This window comes from Bacillus sp. BPN334, assembly GCF_008368885.1.
Classification (GTDB): domain Bacteria; phylum Bacillota; class Bacilli; order Bacillales; family Bacillaceae_G; genus Bacillus_A; species Bacillus_A wiedmannii.
In genome coordinates, this window is the sequence record NZ_QOZW01000006.1 from 290,622 (window position 1) to 308,290 (window position 17,669).

At 34.5% G+C, this 17,669-nt stretch carries 21 protein-coding genes and 1 pseudogene; 14 read left to right on the plus strand and 8 right to left on the minus strand.

Going from position 1 to position 17,669, the window contains the following annotated elements; genetic code table 11:
• Positions 1–10 precede the first annotated feature (10 nt).
• The 4 genes from DN393_RS08510 to DN393_RS31910 form a co-directional block, all read right to left on the minus strand.
• Positions 11–655 (minus strand): ATP-binding cassette domain-containing protein, encoded by a 645-nt coding sequence (locus DN393_RS08510; protein WP_149173445.1) that lies wholly within the window; start codon positions 653–655, stop codon positions 11–13.
• Complete coding sequence (locus DN393_RS08515) at positions 642–1,502, minus strand: hypothetical protein (protein WP_064474848.1); 861 nt, start codon at positions 1,500–1,502, stop codon at positions 642–644. The genes DN393_RS08510 and DN393_RS08515 overlap by 14 nt, the downstream gene beginning before the upstream one ends.
• A 732-nt stretch (positions 1,503–2,234) precedes the next feature.
• Positions 2,235–3,026, minus strand: a complete 792-nt coding sequence (locus DN393_RS08525) for a hypothetical protein (RefSeq protein ID WP_064474850.1) — start codon at positions 3,024–3,026, stop codon at positions 2,235–2,237.
• A 103-nt stretch (positions 3,027–3,129) separates the two neighbouring features.
• Positions 3,130–3,366, minus strand: a complete 237-nt coding sequence (locus DN393_RS31910; protein ID WP_240368243.1) for a hypothetical protein — start codon at positions 3,364–3,366, stop codon at positions 3,130–3,132.
• 401 nt (positions 3,367–3,767) lie between these two features.
• Between DN393_RS31910 and DN393_RS32380 the strand changes: the two are divergent.
• Positions 3,768–3,902 (plus strand): annotated as a pseudogene (locus tag DN393_RS32380) (DNA polymerase IV); the annotation flags it as partial.
• A gap of 35 nt (positions 3,903–3,937) precedes the next feature.
• Here the strand turns inward: DN393_RS32380 and DN393_RS08540 are convergent.
• Positions 3,938–4,189 carry a DUF3932 family protein gene (locus DN393_RS08540; RefSeq protein WP_000656495.1) on the minus strand — a complete coding sequence of 84 codons (252 nt, stop codon included), beginning with the start codon at positions 4,187–4,189 and terminating at the stop codon, positions 3,938–3,940.
• 189 nt (positions 4,190–4,378) lie between these two features.
• Here DN393_RS08540 and rnz point away from each other — a divergent pair, with 189 nt between their 5' ends.
• The 4 genes from rnz (at position 4,379) to sdaAA (ending at position 7,601) form a co-directional block, all read left to right on the plus strand.
• Positions 4,379–5,302: a ribonuclease Z gene (gene rnz, locus DN393_RS08545; RefSeq protein ID WP_098102725.1), complete on the plus strand. Its 924-nt coding sequence runs from the start codon at positions 4,379–4,381 to the stop codon at positions 5,300–5,302.
• A 550-nt stretch (positions 5,303–5,852) separates the two neighbouring features.
• Entirely contained in the window at positions 5,853–5,999 is a 147-nt protein-coding gene (locus tag DN393_RS31495; RefSeq protein ID WP_179194447.1) for a hypothetical protein, read from the plus strand.
• A gap of 45 nt (positions 6,000–6,044) precedes the next feature.
• Positions 6,045–6,704: an L-serine ammonia-lyase, iron-sulfur-dependent subunit beta gene (gene sdaAB / locus DN393_RS08555; RefSeq protein ID WP_000877441.1), complete on the plus strand. Its 660-nt coding sequence runs from the start codon at positions 6,045–6,047 to the stop codon at positions 6,702–6,704.
• 18 nt (positions 6,705–6,722) lie between these two features.
• A complete protein-coding gene (gene sdaAA, locus DN393_RS08560) occupies positions 6,723–7,601 on the plus strand; it encodes an L-serine ammonia-lyase, iron-sulfur-dependent, subunit alpha (RefSeq protein ID WP_064474853.1) in 879 nt (292 codons plus the stop codon).
• Between the two features lie 52 nt (positions 7,602–7,653).
• Here the strand turns inward: sdaAA and proI are convergent, their stop codons facing one another.
• Positions 7,654–8,493, minus strand: a complete 840-nt coding sequence (gene proI, locus DN393_RS08565) for a pyrroline-5-carboxylate reductase ProI (RefSeq protein WP_000027261.1) — start codon at positions 8,491–8,493, stop codon at positions 7,654–7,656.
• A 165-nt stretch (positions 8,494–8,658) separates the two neighbouring features.
• Here proI and DN393_RS08570 point away from each other — a divergent pair, with 165 nt between their 5' ends.
• Entirely contained in the window at positions 8,659–9,612 is a 954-nt protein-coding gene (locus tag DN393_RS08570) for an MBL fold metallo-hydrolase (protein ID WP_064474854.1), read from the plus strand.
• A 9-nt stretch (positions 9,613–9,621) separates the two neighbouring features.
• Positions 9,622–10,416, plus strand: coding sequence for an SDR family oxidoreductase (locus DN393_RS08575; RefSeq protein ID WP_098102727.1), 795 nt, complete (start codon positions 9,622–9,624; stop codon positions 10,414–10,416).
• 30 nt (positions 10,417–10,446) lie between these two features.
• On the opposite strand, the gene DN393_RS08580 is transcribed toward DN393_RS08575, so the two are convergent.
• Complete coding sequence (locus DN393_RS08580) at positions 10,447–10,632, minus strand: YqzH family protein (protein ID WP_064474856.1); 186 nt, start codon at positions 10,630–10,632, stop codon at positions 10,447–10,449.
• Positions 10,633–11,008: 376 nt separating this feature from the next.
• Between DN393_RS08580 and argC the strand changes: the two genes are divergently transcribed.
• From argC to DN393_RS08615, 7 genes are all read left to right on the plus strand, one after another.
• Complete coding sequence (argC, locus tag DN393_RS08585) at positions 11,009–12,046, plus strand: N-acetyl-gamma-glutamyl-phosphate reductase (protein ID WP_149173446.1); 1,038 nt, start codon at positions 11,009–11,011, stop codon at positions 12,044–12,046.
• A 10-nt stretch (positions 12,047–12,056) separates the two neighbouring features.
• Positions 12,057–13,280 (plus strand): bifunctional glutamate N-acetyltransferase/amino-acid acetyltransferase ArgJ, encoded by a 1,224-nt coding sequence (argJ, locus tag DN393_RS08590; protein WP_098102729.1) that lies wholly within the window; start codon positions 12,057–12,059, stop codon positions 13,278–13,280.
• 11 nt (positions 13,281–13,291) lie between these two features.
• Complete coding sequence (gene argB / locus DN393_RS08595; RefSeq protein WP_088047202.1) at positions 13,292–14,059, plus strand: acetylglutamate kinase; 768 nt, start codon at positions 13,292–13,294, stop codon at positions 14,057–14,059.
• Positions 14,056–15,216, plus strand: a complete 1,161-nt coding sequence (locus DN393_RS08600; RefSeq protein WP_149173447.1) for an acetylornithine transaminase — start codon at positions 14,056–14,058, stop codon at positions 15,214–15,216. Before argB ends, DN393_RS08600 begins: the two co-directional genes overlap by 4 nt.
• 12 nt (positions 15,217–15,228) lie before the next feature.
• Positions 15,229–16,179: an ornithine carbamoyltransferase gene (gene argF / locus DN393_RS08605; RefSeq protein ID WP_064474861.1), complete on the plus strand. Its 951-nt coding sequence runs from the start codon at positions 15,229–15,231 to the stop codon at positions 16,177–16,179.
• A gap of 178 nt (positions 16,180–16,357) precedes the next feature.
• Positions 16,358–16,918 (plus strand): DUF2062 domain-containing protein, encoded by a 561-nt coding sequence (locus DN393_RS08610; RefSeq protein WP_064475084.1) that lies wholly within the window; start codon positions 16,358–16,360, stop codon positions 16,916–16,918.
• A 58-nt stretch (positions 16,919–16,976) separates the two neighbouring features.
• On the plus strand, positions 16,977–17,183 hold the full coding sequence (locus tag DN393_RS08615) for a hypothetical protein (protein WP_060632192.1): 207 nt from the start codon (positions 16,977–16,979) through the stop codon (positions 17,181–17,183).
• A 24-nt stretch (positions 17,184–17,207) separates the two neighbouring features.
• Here the strand turns inward: DN393_RS08615 and DN393_RS08620 are convergent, their stop codons facing one another.
• On the minus strand, positions 17,208–17,654 hold the full coding sequence (locus DN393_RS08620; protein ID WP_000445817.1) for a MarR family winged helix-turn-helix transcriptional regulator: 447 nt from the start codon (positions 17,652–17,654) through the stop codon (positions 17,208–17,210).
• Positions 17,655–17,669 lie beyond the last annotated feature (15 nt).

Here is a 17,669-nt window from a genome sequence, read left to right on the forward strand (position 1 = left end):
CTTTCTCCCTCTACATCTGTGAAGATAGTGATACTTTACCATTCTCAACTAGGAATATTCTGTCTGCAATTATATTTAATGTTTCACTATCGTGACTCGCAACTAATATAGTTGTACCTTTAGACTTTAAATCTAATAAGATTTTAGTTATATCCTGAATTCCATTTTCATCTAAAGCGTTTGTTGGCTCATCTAAAATTAATAACTTAGGGCTCTCCATAATTGCTTGTGCTATACCCAATCTTTGCTTCATTCCAAGTGAATATTTTTTTACTTTTCTTGTATCTTCTGGATTTAATCCTACGAGCTCCATTGTTTCACGAATTATATTATCCGTTATTTTATTTTGAATAGAAGCTAATAGTTTTAAGTTTTTAAATCCTGTATAGTCTGGAATGAATCCTGGATATTCAATGATAATGCCTGTATTTTCAGGAAACGGATGATCAATACCAATTATTTTTCTATCTATTAATATTTCACCACTATCTATTTTCATCAATCCTAATAAAGCTCTAAAAAGCATTGTTTTACCTGAACCATTTTTCCCTTTAAAACCATAAATTTTCCCCTTTTCTAATTCGAAATTAACATCATTTAAAATAATATTGCCTTTTAGCACTTTAGAAACATGTTTAGCCTCAATGTAAATCATCAGAAGTATCCTTTCTATTAACAAATTCAAATGTTTTCCCTATCCAATAACCACTTATCCATAGAAAAAAAGCGCACAAAAGAAAATAGAATATAGAATATAGAAAATGTTCATTATTAACGTAAAATAAATTCTTACGGATTAACATACTATCGAACGGATTATATATAACCGGCATAAATATAGTCATGGTAATAATCACTATAATCACTATATATGAAATAATACTTTTTAATTTAGTAGACACAATTAAATAAACCCAAACTAATAAGGAAGATGTTATTAGTTGTAAAGTAAAGCTTTTTATAATAAAAATGGTTTCTTTAAAATAATTATAAATTGTAGGATTGACCTTCTCTGTATATATTCCCCAGTTAAATTGATAAGAACAAAAAATGCCTCCCCAGAAGAACACGGCAATATAAAATAATAAAGTTATACAAATAGTTAATATACATGTACTAATAAATTTGCTAAACAATACTTGATACCTAGACACTTTCCTCGTTAAAAGATACGGTGTCTGTTGTATAAAATCAGCTCTTACATACGTACCTAATATAAAACAATAAGATAATTGTAATATAAGCCATGTTACAGGAAGCTGAAATCGCCCCATTTCAACTTCTTTAAAAGATATTCCTTTTAGCAGTTCATACAAGACATCAAGAATTGTTATAGCATTTGAAGGAAGTTCTCTATACTGGGCTGATTGCTTTAATAAAAATACTTCTCCCACCACCAACACACTATAAACAATAAATGATATTATAAATCTTAATTTCATACTATGACTGCTTAATATTAAATCCCTTTTTACCAATTTATAAAAAACACTATTTTTCATCGTAATTAATCACTTCCGTTATATAAGTCCATCCGATGTAAACAAATATTCAATATAGCAAATAAAATACTAATAATCCCTAACATAAAAGCTAATTTCAGCAAGGTTATATCTATTAGAAACCAGTCCTTTTCTTGAAAAATCAAACCTTTTGACCAAAATAAAGAAAAATTATATTTTTTTTCTGATAATTGATCTATCGTAATAAGAAAGTAAATAGTAAAAATACAAATAGCTTTATGTTTAACGAAAAATACTAGTATTTGTGCAAAAATACATATTGCTACAGTTACTAACCATAACGATACTATAAAATATATAATTACTAACCAATTTGAAGATGGAAGCAACCAAATCACTATTTTCTCTTTTACAATTAAAAAATTTATTCCTACAATTAACAGGTAGATACTTGAATATATAATTGCTAGACTTACAATTTTTCTGATTAAATGAAAACAATATGATTGACGAGTTTTATGTCTAAAATACACATAAACATTTTTATCTGTATAATTAAATGAATAGAAAAACAGAAGCAATAATGGAAGATAACTAAATAATATTATTTTCATATCCCTTGAAGTACTAAGAAGTGAAAACAAAGAATCATTAGATAAAAAGTAAAATGATCTAATGAGGTGAATCGACACACCTACTATAAGAAATAAAATATTAATCACAAATAACCTTCGTTTTTGAAACAACTCTAATAAATACATTTTCAAAAGGCTATAAAATAACATGGCGTTTTACTCCTCTTAAAAATAAAAGTATCGATAAAATAAAAATCCCTACCAACACTAAAATAGAAACAATGATATCGGCTCCATGATATATATGAAATTCAGATAAGAAATAGATAGGAGCAAGGGGCGTTGAATAAAATAAATTGATTATCATTAAAAAAAGTTGTAATAAAAAAGCACTTAATAAAGTTATAAAAGTATGCTTGGCATAAAAGGACATACTAAGAGAAAACAAAGCAAATGCTCCTCCATAAACAAAAGCAATAACTGTATATAAAATCATATGAATAAAAGGGTGAGTGAAATAAATGTTAATAAAAAAGGTTGATCGCTCGTACATCCCTATATTAGAATTTAAAACTTCATCAGGAGTTATATTTGGAAGAAACATAAATGATAAAAAAATGTTTAAAATCAATGGAATAATAACAACAAAGCCCCCGATAAGAAAGGTTTTACTAAACAGCTTAAGAAAATACATTTTATAATTACTTCGTATAATTACAAACAAAAAAGATCCATTTTTTTTATCTTCCTGAAAGAGTGATGAACTAGGTAAACTTGCAATCACTGGAAGTATAAAGAAAAATAAAAAGGAAGGTGTTACAATACTATTAATTCCCATCCAAGTTGTATATGGAGTGAAGATAACATCCCTTTTATCGGTTAGTGGAATTACATAATATAATATATATATACAAGATAAGGCTATTCCTAACATAAGTGAAAAATAAAAATTCTTATTACTCATTCTTTCGTTAAAGTAAGTACCCATGTTTCACCTCTTAAAAATTCAAATATACTCCTCGTAACACTTAAAATATGTAATGTTACGAGGAAAGGCTTACAAGAATATAAAATATTATATTTATATATAATTATTTACGGATACTATCTGGACTCCAAACACCTGTCGCTGTGCCCTCAGCCCATCTTCTAGTATCAATTTTAACCTTGATACCAGAATTAAATTTCTCAACTGCCAAATTGTATAAGAATTCTTCTTGACCATCACGCATTATGTACGTATGACCATCAGAAACATCTGTACCATCTTTTAATGCAGCCCAGGCATTGAAATATCCATCTAATCCTGACATGTCGTCTACCCTCATATAATAAGCTGTTTTATTATATTTAGGTCGAGATGGCGTTTCATCATTAGGACTGTAAACACGATATACATTTGACCAGTCGCTGTTTTCATGATTAGATTTTGCTGCTGCTGATGCTGCAAAGCTTGATAAGGCTATTCCTGCTGTTAAAGTCAGAATCGCTATTTTTTTTCATTTATTCTCCTCCTATTTTTTTACTTGTAAGCCCTTAAAAAATATAACGCACCATTTAAAGTTTAATATATAGATTTTATAATATTAATATTTCTTTAATGTTAACTATAACTTTTTAACAAATATCTTGTAAAACATATCATTACACAAAGCTTTTCAACTAATAACAACTGTTTTATATCTAGATATTAAATAAAAATAAGCTATTTACAAAAAGTTAAAGTATAGTTACTTCAATTGCACTACAAGCAAAAGAATTATTTAATAACTCAAGTGAAAAGATAGTTTTAGATGAGTTTGATCAAAGTATGTATACAAATTTTTGGACGGAATATGAAGATGTGCTAAATAAGTATAAATAAAAAAGCACTGTAACCAGTGCTTTTTTATTTATAGATTATGAGATTGTAGCATTTTCAAAAATAACAATTTCTGAGCTGTTTGTTGTTGAAACGCGTTGTGCGTAATATGTTAAAGCTGAAGAAATATATGTTGGTAATGAATCATTTGTATGTGTTGTTGTATATTCATGGATTAATTCTTTCAAAGTCGTCCATTCTAATTGTGCTGGGTGATCAGACACGAAAGAACTTACCCAGCGATCAAATGAAGATGAAAAATCAGTTTGTAAACGAAATGCTTCTTTCATAATAAAACGCTCCCTTAAAATGTAGTATAACCATTTTAACATAAAACACGAACGGTTACTAAGTTTTTTGAGTATAATGTTCGTGTTATATAGTTGTCTAGATGATTGGTTATGTAAATTCGATTTGCCATTTGAAATAACATTCCGTAAGATGAAAGGTAGATTATATAAAGAGCTGGAGGAAAGAAAGTGGAATTTGTATTTTTAGGAACTGGTGCAGGTGTTCCTTCGAAAGGAAGGAACGTTTCGGCAATTGCTTTGCAATTGTTAGAAGAACGAGGACAGACTTGGTTATTTGATTGTGGCGAGGCGACGCAACATCAAATATTACATACATCAGTACGCCCACGCCGCATTGAAAAAATATTTATTACGCATTTACATGGTGATCATATTTTTGGATTGCCAGGTTTATTAGGAAGCCGTTCGTTTCAAGGAGGGACTACACCTTTAACTGTGTATGGACCAAAAGGAATTAAACAATTTATTGAAGTGGCATTATCAGTAAGTACCACACATGTAAAATATCCACTTGAAATTGTGGAGATAACAGAAGAAGGTACTGTATTTGAAGATAATGAATTTCACGTGGAAACGAAAAGATTGTCACATGGTATTGAATGTTTTGGGTATCGTATTGTAGAGAAAGATATACAAGGTGCTCTTTTAGTCGATAAATTGCTGGAGATGGGTGTGAAACCCGGTCCACTTTTTAAACGTTTAAAAGATGGAGAAATAGTTGAATTAGAAGATGGTACGATACTAAATGGAAAAGATTTTATTGGTTCGCCTCAAAAGGGAAGAATTATTACCATTTTAGGTGATACAAGGTATTGTGAAGCGAGTAGAGAGCTGGCACAAGACGCTGACGTACTTGTTCATGAGGCAACTTTTGCAGCAGAAGATGAACAACAAGCGTATGATTATTTTCATTCCACATCTAAGCAAGCTGCGAGTATTGCACTTCAGGCAAATGCAAAACGATTAATATTGACTCATATTAGTTCTCGTTATCAAGGGGATACATATAAGGAATTATGGAAAGAGGCAAGAGAGCTATTTTCTAATACAGAAATAGCTACGGACTTGAAAATATTTCCGGTAGAAAGATAATAATGGTGTGAAAAAATGGTGACGAAAGGTTGCCATTTTTTTATTTCTAAAAAAAATTTAAAATAAAACTGTTATCATTTTATGTTTATATTGGATGAAACAGAAAGTTTTAATGATGTGAAGAGATAGGATAAAAATACATAGTACCGATTGTTTAGAAAAACTGTTATATAAGTCAGACGACATACGAGTGGTACAAATAGCAAAAACAGATCGTTATTCAGAACTTTTAAAATTCATTAAAAGTAAGCGTTTTATTAAAAACGAGCTATAATGAGGGCAGATCAAAATTTATTGTAGGCTACATGCGTTTTAGGCATTTGTCGTAATAAGTGAAGTTGACTAAATTGTGAGAGAGCAACATGGAATTTATAATAGGAAAGATATTACTATTATTTATATGAAGTCTTTTTTACTTTTTAGCCTTAAAGCACGAAAAGGTATGAAAGCAATGGGCGTTTCACTTGTTATGCTATCCTTGTAAGGGGTTCTGTGTTAAACTTTGGATTGCTACAAGACTTTATTGTGGATTAGCTTATATTATTTTTAAATGAAGGTAATGCTAAGTTTCTTATTTATTATGATAATTGGTATTATTTCAGGATATATTGTTTCACTGTTATTCAAAAACTATCCAATTCGTATAGCGGAACAAATTCGTCGTACAACTGGAAAAGCAACCGATTCGGTAGCTTAATAGAATAGTAAAAAATTTTTGCATAGAGGTTTAGGGGGAGTTATGATGAAGTATCGCTCAGTATTTGATATTATTGGTCCAGTTATGATTGGTCCATCAAGTTCACATACAGCAGGCGCAGCAAGAATGGGGCAAGTTGCTCGCCAGCTGTTTCGTCATGAACCAGAAAGAGTAAGCATTTCATTATATGGATCATTTGCAAAGACGTATCGAGGGCATGGTACGGATGTAGCATTGATCGGTGGAATATTAGGGTTTGAAACAGATGACTTACGTATTCCAGAGGCGCTAGACATAGCAAAAGAGCGCAAAATCGAAGTAGAATTCATTGAAGAAGATGCAAATGCACCTCACCCAAATACAGCGAGAATTCGTTTGTATAAAGGTGAAGAAGAAATTGAAGTTGTTGCTTGCTCAATTGGTGGCGGTAAAATTGAAGTTGTAGAATTAAACGGATTCGATCTTCAATTAACAGGCACGAGTCCAGCACTACTTATTGTAAATAACGATCGCTTCGGTGCTATTGCAGCAGTAGCTTCAATCCTTGCGAAACATGAAATTAACATTAGTACAATGAGTGTTTCTCGTAAAGAAAAAGGAAGAAGAGCGCTTATGGTTATCGAAACAGATGAATTATTAGCAGATGAAGTGATTGAAGAAATAAACGCGCAACAAAATATTTGTCAAGTAACTATTATGGAATAATTGCAGGGGGGACACACCATGTTTCGGAACGCAACGGAACTAGTGGCGCAAGCTAAAGAACAAAATGTAAAGATCGCAGAAATTATGATTCAATGTGAAATGAAAACAAGAAATATTTCACGTGAAGAAGTAATTGCTGGTATGGAAAAGAACTTAGTCGTGATGGAGCAAGCGGTAGAACGTGGTATTCGCGGAGTAAAATCACCAACTGGTTTAACTGGCGGAGATGCTGTAAAAGTTCAGGCGTATATGAATAGCGGAAAAGGCTTATCTGGAGATACGATTTTGGACGCGGTGAGTAAAGCTGTTGCAACAAATGAAGTAAACGCAGCGATGGGAATTATTTGTGCAACACCAACAGCAGGGTCTGCTGGAACAGTGCCAGGTGTACTGTTTGCACTGCAAGAAAAATTACAGCCGACACGCGAAGAGATGATCGAATTTTTATTTACAGCAGGAGCTTTCGGTATGGTTGTTGCGAATAATGCTTGTATTTCCGGCGCGGCAGGAGGTTGCCAAGCTGAAGTAGGTTCAGCAAGTGGAATGGCAGCAGCAGCAGCAGTTGAGATGGCTGGTGGAACACAAGATCAAGCAGCTACAGCGATGGCGATTTCATTAAAGAATATGCTTGGTTTAGTATGTGATCCTGTTGCAGGGCTTGTAGAAGTACCTTGTGTAAAACGTAATGCAGCAGGAGCTGCGAATGCGATGATTTCAGCTGATTTAGCATTAGCTGGCGTAACGAGTACAATTCCATGTGATGAAGTGATTGAGGCGATGTTTAGAATCGGACAAACGATGCCAGTAGCACTTCGTGAAACAGCTGAAGGTGGACTTGCAGCAACACCAACTGGTCGCCGTCTGCAAGAAGAGATTTTTGGGAAGACTAATAACTAAACAATATATGTTAATAAAAAAATGGAGCTCAAGTAAGATTGAGCTCCATTTGTTATTTTTCTTTTGTTAGTTGTTCTAATGTTTTCCCAAGATTATGTGATCGTTGTGTAGCCTGTGTAATACAAGAAATAAGTGCTTGTTGAAATTTATGTTCTTGTAATACTTCAATGCCTGCTTCGGTCGTTCCACCAGGAGAAGTAATTTCCTTTCGCAAAACAGAAGGGTGTTTTTCACTTGCTTTTAGCATTTCAGCAGCACCAATCATCGTCTGAAGAATAAGTGACTTTGCAACATCTTCTTTTAAACCAATTGTTTTTGCGGCTTCTTCCATCGCTTCCACTACGTAATAAATATAAGCAGGCCCACTTCCAGATAATGCAGTGACAGCATGCATATCTTCTTCCTCTACAACAGAGACGAGACCGATTGTTTCAAATAAAGCTATGGCAGTCTGAATATGTTCCGCTGTTGCATGTTTTGAAGGCGAGATAGCAGTAGCTGATTTTAAAATAGCTGCAGATGTATTTGGCATCGCACGAATAATCGGAACATCTTTTTGAAGCAGGTTTCTAATCGAGTGAGTAGAAACACCTGCTAATAAGGAAATAATAAGCAGGTTATTATGTATATCTTCTTTAAAAGGAGTAAGTGCTTCTGCAACATCCTTTGGTTTCATTGCTAGAAAAAGAATAGTTGTATCAGTAAGTAGCTCTTTTTTATTATGCGTACCTTTAACGCCATATTTTTTATGTAGCTCCTGCAATCTTGTCTCGTTAGAACGATTACTTACGGTAATTTGTTCGCCTTTCACAACATTTGCATGTAACAAGCCACCAATAATAGCTTCAGCAATAGAGCCTGCACCGAGAAAGGAAATGTTTTGAATAGACATGATGTTCCTCCTTTAAATTTGGTTAGAAATTCTTATAAATGTACATACATTCGTTTTTTTATAGGAAACACCTCTTTTTATCTGAAAATAATGACAAATATATATAGAAGTTGTAAACTGAAGAAGTATTCATTTTTGAACCGGAAAGAGACAGGGGGGCTAAGCATGACGGCGATTCACCGAATGGAGATTCCTGTGCCATTTGCAGTTGAAACTGTGAATGTGTTTTTAGTTGAGGGGGAGACATTAACATTAATTGATACAGGGACGAATACAGAAGAGGCAAGAAGTGCGTTAGAAAGGCAATTAGGTACATTAGGATATGCGATAGAAGATATTAAAACAGTAGTCATTACGCATCATCATGCGGATCATTGTGGGCTTTTAAATATATTTTCTGAGAAAACGAACATTATTGGACATCCTTGGAATGAGCCTTGGATCACGCAAAATCCAGAATTTTTAAAGTGGTATCATGAGTTTTTTAGAGAGACAGCTTTGCAATTTGGTGTTCCAGCGGCATTTTTGAAAGACGAGGCGTTATTGACGACGAAGACACTTAAATATTCTTGTAATAGATCGTTAACACATACTGTGAGAGAGGGAGATCGTATTGATTCTTTACCTGGGTTTACAGTAATCGAAACACCAGGTCATGCTTCCACTCATATTTCATTATATAGAGAATCTGATGGAATATTAATTGGCGGGGATGCTCTCATTAGTCATATTTCTTCGAATCCCATATTAGAACCACCATATGAAGGACAAACAGAAAGGGCGCGCCCGTTATTACAATATAATCAGACGTTAAAGCGTTTAAGTGAAATGAATATTTCGCGCATTTTATCAGGACATGGAGAAGATGTTCTAAATGTGAAACAACTTATTGAAACGAGATTACAAAAGCAAGAAACACGTGCGTTTAAAGTGCTTGAGTTATTAAAGGAAAAACCAATGACAGCATTTGAAGTATGTGTAAAACTATTTCCGGTATTATATAAGGAGCAATTGCCGCTTACTATTTCAGAAACTGTTGGACAATTAGACTTTTTAGCATATAATCAACAAGTGATGATTGATGAATCTTCGCAACAATTGATTTATTATGCAAAGTAGGTGACAGCAATGACGGGACGTTTACAAGATAAAGTAATCGTCATTACAGGTGCTTCTAGTGGAATTGGAGAGCAAGTTGCAATGCAAGTTGCAGAGCAGGGGGCGACTCCAGTATTAATGGCTAGAACAGAAGAGAAATTAAAAGCGTTAGCAGAGAAAATTAAAGAAACTTATAATACGCCTTGCTATTATTATGTATTAGATGTAAGTGAAGAGACGGAAGTACAATCTGTTTTTTCAAAGGTATTACAAGAAGTGGGACGTATTGATATATTAGTAAACAATGCGGGATTTGGTATTTTTAAAACATTTGAAGATGCATCAATGGATGAAGTGAAAGATATGTTCCAAGTAAATGTATTTGGATTAGTAGCTTGTACGAAAGCGGTACTACCCTATATGGTGAAAAGGAACGAAGGACATATTATTAATATTGCTTCACTTGCTGGGAAAATTGCAACTCCGAAATCGAGTGCGTATGCAGCGACGAAACATGCCGTATTAGGATTTACGAATAGTTTACGCATGGAGTTGTCTAGTACAAATATTTTCGTAACAGCGATTAATCCAGGTCCGATAGATACAAACTTTTTTGAAATAGCGGATCAATCCGGTACATATGTGAAAAATATGGGACGGTACATGTTAAAACCAACATATGTAGCAGAGCAGATCGTAAAATCGATGCAAACGAAAAGGCGTGAAGTAAACTTACCGAAGTGGATGGGCATTGGTCCGAAATTGTATGCTCTATTCCCAGGTTTATTTGAGCGTGTTGCAGGTAAATCATTAAGTAAAAAATAGGAGATTTCCATATGGAAATCTCCTATTTTTTTATTTTCCAGTCACATAATCGTAAACGATATCCTCCACTGCCTCGTATACATCAATTTCAGTATTTGAATGAATTATCGTTTGAATATGTTTAATTAGCATTTCCTGATCCTCATTTGAAATAGGATTACATTGATATTGTTGAAAACTTTTTATGATCATTTTCTCAATTAATTTCTCATTCATGTTTTTCCCCGCCTGTATGTATACATGTATTGTTTTCCCCGGTATTAACGGGCAGTAAAACTCCCACCTTAAAATTCGGCTAGAGCAAAGAAGTTAGGTGGGAGATCGACTGCCCCTAAACGCCCGATTGGTGTGGGCTAATAATCAGTGGGGATGAACAAAAACCCACTGATTATAGTTTCACTTTATTGTACTTGAAGTGAAATAAAAAAACTACTATACGCTATTTGTGCATAAAAATTCGGTTATGTATATTGTTTTTCTAGTAAAATTAAGTTTTTTTAAGTTTATAAAATTTATAAATATTTAATTGACTCTATAAATATACAATATTATAATCATACTTAATTTAAAGAATCGATATGAGGAGGAGCATATGAAAGTCGCAATTATTGGAGCAACTGGGTATGGAGGTATTGAGTTAATTCGGTTAATAGAGCAACATCCATATTTTTCGATAGCCTCTCTCCATTCTTTTTCGCAAGTTGGCGAGTGTATAACAAATGTATATCCGCATTTTCAAAATGTTCTTGTCCATACGTTACAAGAAATTGATGCGGAGGAAATAAAGAAGAAAGCAGAAATTGTATTTCTAGCAACCCCAGCAGGAGTGTCGGCAGAGTTAACTCCAAAATTATTAGCAGTAGGTTTAAAAATAATTGACCTATCTGGAGACTTTCGTATGAAAGATCCTTCGACATATGAACAGTGGTATAAAAGGGTTGCTGCAAAAGAAAAAGTTCTTAAGGAAGCTGTATATGGGTTAAGTGAATGGAAAAGGTCCGAGATTCAAAATGCAATTTTAATTGCAAACCCAGGATGTTTTGCTACAGCCGCATTATTAGCGATATTGCCGTTAGTACGTAGTGGCATGATTGAAGAAGATTCCATTATTATTGATGCGAAATCAGGAGTATCTGGAGCGGGCAAAACGCCAACAACAATGACTCACTTTCCTGAGTTATACGATAACTTGCACATTTATAAAGTAAATGAGCATCAACACATTCCTGAGATTGAGCAAATGCTTGCAGAGTGGAATAGGGAAACGAAGCCAATCACGTTTAGTACACATTTAATACCGATATCACGGGGGATTATGGTTACACTTTATGCGAAAGTAAAACGAGAAATGGAAATAGAACAACTTCAAAAATTATATGAAGAAACATATGAACAATCGGCTTTTATTCGAATTCGCATGCAAGGAGAGTTTCCAAGTCCGAAAGAAGTGAGGGGCTCAAATTATTGTGATATGGGGATAGCTTACGATGAAAGAACAGGAAGAGTGACAGTCGTTTCTGTTATAGACAATATGATGAAAGGTGCGGCTGGGCAAGCGATTCAAAATGCAAACATAGTAGCGGGACTAGAAGAAACAACAGGTTTACAACATATGCCGCTTTATCTATAAGGGGGACAGGATGATTAAAGTAGAGTCTATAACAAAATTAGAAAATGGTTCAATTGTAACGCCAAAAGGCTTTTCGGCAATCGGTACTGCAATTGGTTTAAAAAAAGAAAAAAAGGATTTAGGTGTAATCATTTGTGAAGTGCCAGCATCATGCGCCGCTGTTTATACAACGAATCAAATACAAGCAGCCCCGCTGCAAGTAACGAAAGACAGTATAGCAGCTGAGGGGAAATTACAAGCGATTGTCGTCAATAGTGGAAATGCAAATGCTTGTACAGGAATGAAAGGCTTACAAGATGCTTACGAGATACGTGCATTAGGGGCCGAACATTTTGGAGTGAAAGAAAATTACGTTGCAGTAGCTTCAACAGGTGTAATTGGTGTTCCTTTACCGATGGATATAATCCGAAAGGGAGTTGCAAATCTTATCCCGACGAAGGAAGTAAGTGAAGCTCATTCTTTTTCTGAAGCGATTTTAACGACGGATCTTATAACGAAAGAAACGTGCTATGAGATGATGATTGATGGGAAGAAAGTGACGATTGCTGGTGTTGCGAAAGGTTCAGGGATGATTCACCCAAATATGGCAACGATGCTAAGTTTTATTACGACAGATGCTCATATAGAGCATGACGTATTGCAAACAGCACTATCACAAATAACGAATCATACATTTAATCAAATTACGGTGGATGGAGATACTTCTACGAATGATATGGTCATCGTTATGGCAAGTGGATTATCAGAAACGAAACCAATCAATATGGAACATGCAGATTGGGAAACTTTCGTATTTGCTTTACAGAAGGTATGTGAAGATTTAGCGAAAAAAATTGCACAAGATGGTGAAGGTGCTACGAAGTTAATAGAAGTAAATGTGCTAGGAGCTCGAACGAATGAAGAGGCAAAGAAAATTGCAAAGCAAATAGTCGGTTCGAGTCTTGTGAAAACAGCAATACATGGTGAAGACCCAAATTGGGGGCGAATTATTAGCAGTATGGGACAAAGTGAAGTAGCGATTCATCCGGATACAATTGATATTACTCTACAATCTATCGCTGTGTTAAAAAATAGTGAGCCTCAAATGTTTTCTGAAGAGGAAATGAAAAGGAAATTAAAAGAACATGAAATTGTGATGGATGTGTATTTACATTTAGGAGAAGAGACCGGATCAGCTTGGGGCTGTGACTTAAGTTATGAATATGTGAAAATAAACGCTTGTTATCGTACATAAGGAGAGGGAAGATGAGCGATTATATTGTAGTGAAATGCGGCGGTAGTATGTTGGATCAATTAAATGATGTGTTTTTTGATTGTATAAAGAAATTGCAACAGAAGTATAAAGTAGTGATTGTCCATGGTGGCGGCCCAGAAATTGATGCGCAATTAAAAGATTGTAACATCAAAGTAGAAAAAAGAGATGGGTTACGAGTAACACCAAAGGAAGTTATGGATATTGTTCAAATGGTGCTATGTGGAAGTACGAATAAAAGATTTGTAATGAAGTTGCAAAGGCATAATTTACTTGCGGTAGGTTGTTCAGGGTGTGACGGCAATTTACTTCAAGTTCAACCTGTCAGCGAAGAAATAGGATATGTGGGAGAAGTAAGTTATGTCGAAACAGCCTTACTAAAAGGATTGATAACTTTGAATTATATTCCTGTTATTGCTCCAATCGGGATAAATGATAATGAGATTTATAACATAAATGCGGATACAGCTGCAGCTGGAATTGCAGCCGCTTTATCCGCAAAAGAACTCATCTTTATTACGGATGTAGATGGAATATTACATGAAGGAAAGTTAGTAAAGAAAACGGATGAAATTGAAATTGTTACTTTAATAGAAAAAGGAGTTATTACAGGCGGGATGATTCCGAAGGTACAGGCGGCACTAGCGTCATTAAAAATGGGAGTGCAGAAGATAAGTATTGTGAACGGTACAAAAGATTTTACTGAAGTTACGGGAGAGTGTATCGGAACGACGGTAACGAAAGGAGTAAGTATCGTATGACAAGTCATCTTTTTCAAACGTATGGGAGAAGAAATATTGAGCTTGTAAAGGGAAGTGGAACGAAAGTTATTGATAAAAATGGTAAGCAATATTTAGATATCACATCAGGAATTGGCGTATGTAATTTAGGACATTGTCACCCTACTGTTATGAAAGCTGTCCAAGAGCAACTTAATGATTTATGGCATATATCTAACCTGTTTATAAACAGCTTACAAGAAGAAGTCGCGTCATTATTAACAGAAAATATAGCATTAGATTCTGTTTTTTTCTGTAATAGCGGGGCAGAGGCGAATGAAGCTGCGTTGAAGCTAGCTCGTAAGCATACTGGAAAATCTCTCGTCGTAACATGCCAGCAGTCTTTTCACGGTAGAACATTCGCAACGATGAGTGCGACGGGTCAAAATAAAGTGAAAGAAGGGTTTGGTCCGCTCCTTCCGTCTTTTTTACATACCCCTTTTAACGACGTGAAGGCGTTAGAGGAAGTAATGAATGAAGAAGTCGCGGCGGTAATGGTAGAAGTTGTTCAAGGAGAGGGAGGAGTCATACCTGCTAATCTATCTTTTTTGAAAGCAATTGAAACATTATGCAATAAATTCGGTTCCTTATTTATTATTGACGAAGTACAAACAGGAATTGGAAGAACAGGGACATTATTTGCTTATGAACAAATGGGAATACATCCTCATATCGTTACTACCGCTAAGGCGCTTGGAAATGGCATTCCGGTTGGAGCGATGATTGGCAGGAAAGAACTTGGAACATCGTTTACTGCAGGATCACACGGTTCAACGTTTGGTGGAAATTATATTGCAATGGCTGCAGCGAAAGAAGTATTGCAAGTAAGTAAGAATCCATCATTTTTAAAAGAGGTAAAGGAAAAGGGCGAGTACGTATTACAGAAGTTGCGAGAGGAATTACGACATGTTGAATGTATTCAAAATATACGTGGTAAGGGGCTTATGATTGGAATTGAATGTACGCATGAAGTTGCAAGTTTTATAGAACAACTAGAAAAAGAGGGACTTCTCGTATTACAAGCAGGATCTAATGTGATAAGACTATTACCACCACTTATTGTAACGAATGAAGAGTTAGAACAGGCAGTATATATGATAAAAAAAGTAGTTTGTACAAAAAACGTATCAATCATATAAGGGGGAAGTTTCATGTCAACTGTACAAGTACCAAAATTAAATACGAAAGATCTTTTAACATTAGAAGAACTGACGCAAGAAGAAATCATTTCTTTAATTGAGTTCGCTATATATTTAAAAAAGAATAAGCAGGAGCCTTTATTACAAGGCAAAATATTAGGGCTTATCTTTGATAAACATTCAACTCGTACTCGCGTATCTTTTGAAGCAGGAATGGTACAGCTTGGGGGACATGGCATGTTTTTAAGTGGGAAAGAGATGCAAATCGGAAGAGGAGAAACCGTTTCAGATACTGCGAAAGTATTATCTCATTATATTGATGGGATCATGATACGTACATTCTCACATGCAGATGTAGAAGAGCTTGCAAAAGAATCGAGTATTCCTGTTATTAACGGTTTAACGGATGATCATCATCCTTGTCAAGCGTTGGCAGATTTAATGACAATATATGAAGAAACAAATACATTTAAAGGAATAAAATTGGCTTATGTAGGTGACGGAAATAACGTATGTCATTCATTGTTGTTAGCGAGTGCAAAAGTCGGAATGCATATGACTGTTGCAACGCCTGTAGGGTATGAACCGAATGAAGAGATTGTAAAAAAAGCGTTAGCGATTGCCAAGGAAACAGGAGCTGAAATTGAAATTTTGCATAACGCTGAATTAGCAGTGAGTAAAGCAGATTTCATTTATACTGACGTTTGGATGAGCATGGGGCAAGAGGGAGAAGAAGAGAAATATACTTTATTTCAACCATATCAAATCAATAACAAACTTGTTAAGCATGCGAAGCAAACATATCGTTTCTTACACTGTTTACCTGCCCATCGTGAAGAAGAAGTAACAGGAGAAATTATAGATGGACCACAGTCTATTGTCTTTGAGCAAGCTGGTAATCGATTGCATGCGCAAAAAGCATTATTAGTAAGTTTATTTAAAAATGTAGAAGAGCTTTCCTAAATGATGTGCACCCCAATTGTTAAGCACGAATAACAATTGGAGGTGTGCTTTTTAGATTGAAATGTCGTATGTATATTTGGTTAACTATCTCTATATCATTTATAATAAAAAGAGTAAACTAAATTTGTTTTTCATATCATGTAAGGACATACTAGATAGAAAAAATATAGTTAAAGAGATGATGAATTTGAAAACAACTAAGAAAACATATTCGTTTTTTCAGCGGATGTGGAGAATATTAAAGTTTCAATATTATAAGTTGCTTCGATCGCCAGAAGGCGCGAAGAAAGTATCGTTAGGTTTTGCTATAGGATTTGGTTTAGAAATGTTAGTCATTTATACGGCATCGCTCGTATATGTAATATTTTATCCGATCGTTCGATTAGCAAGGGGATCTTTTCCTGCTGCGGTTATTGGCAATATTATTGGGAAAATATCGTTTCTACCGATATTTTTATTTCCATTTGCTTATGCGTTAGGAAAAATGATATATCCATTTCATGTACAAAAAATACATCATGAACCATTTACGATATCTGACTTGTTTTCGAGTCATATTTTTACGATATTAAAGGGGTTAGTGCAGAGTGAAGTGTATGTATTAATTGGAATGACGATTTTAGGAGTGGTGCTTGGGGGAATTTCATATTTCGTTGTGCATTATTTATATGAAAAGAACCGTAAGTTACGTTTGAAGAATAGAAAGAAACGAGTGAGAGAACCACTCATGCAAATATAAAGAGTGTCACATTCATTTTCTCCTTTGAATATGTTTAAGAAAAAGGGGGAGAGAATGAATGTATTATTATTACGTACCGCAAGTATATCCATATGTAAATTATCATCCGGTTTATGATATGAATAGACAATACGAATTATATCGACAACAACAATTACAGCAATTGCCACAAATACCATCACAACAGCCTACGCAAGATCAAAAACCATATTTAACGACATGGCCGTATTCAAATGTATACTATGGTAATTATTACGAATCATAAAGCTGCTTCTATTTAGAAGCAGCTTTATGCGTTTGTTTTCAAAATTAAATTTTGAATGGTTTGAAGAGAATGGATGAGCTTCTCACGCTCTTCCTCAGATAATGTTTGGAAATTTTCTTTTAATTTGTCTAAAATGAATTGTTGATACTGATTTACTAACAATTTCCCTTCAGCTGTTAGGGAAATTAAAATGACCCGTCGATCTTTTTCGCTATAATGACGCTCTATTAGTTCTTCTTGAATCAGTTTGTTTAATAGAGGTGTCATGTTAGGCCGTGAAATCGCTAGCCGCTTGCCGATTTCGGAAACTGCTAATGTGCCATTTTCATGCAGAAGCAGTAATACTTGTGTATGTGATGGCGGCATATGTCTTTGAGAAGAAAATTCTCCAGGAAGCATAAATTTGCGATAAAAAAGAGGCACTAGCGAAAGAAGATGATCAACAATACGTTCCCACTCGCGTGATTCCATATAAAGGCCCCCTTC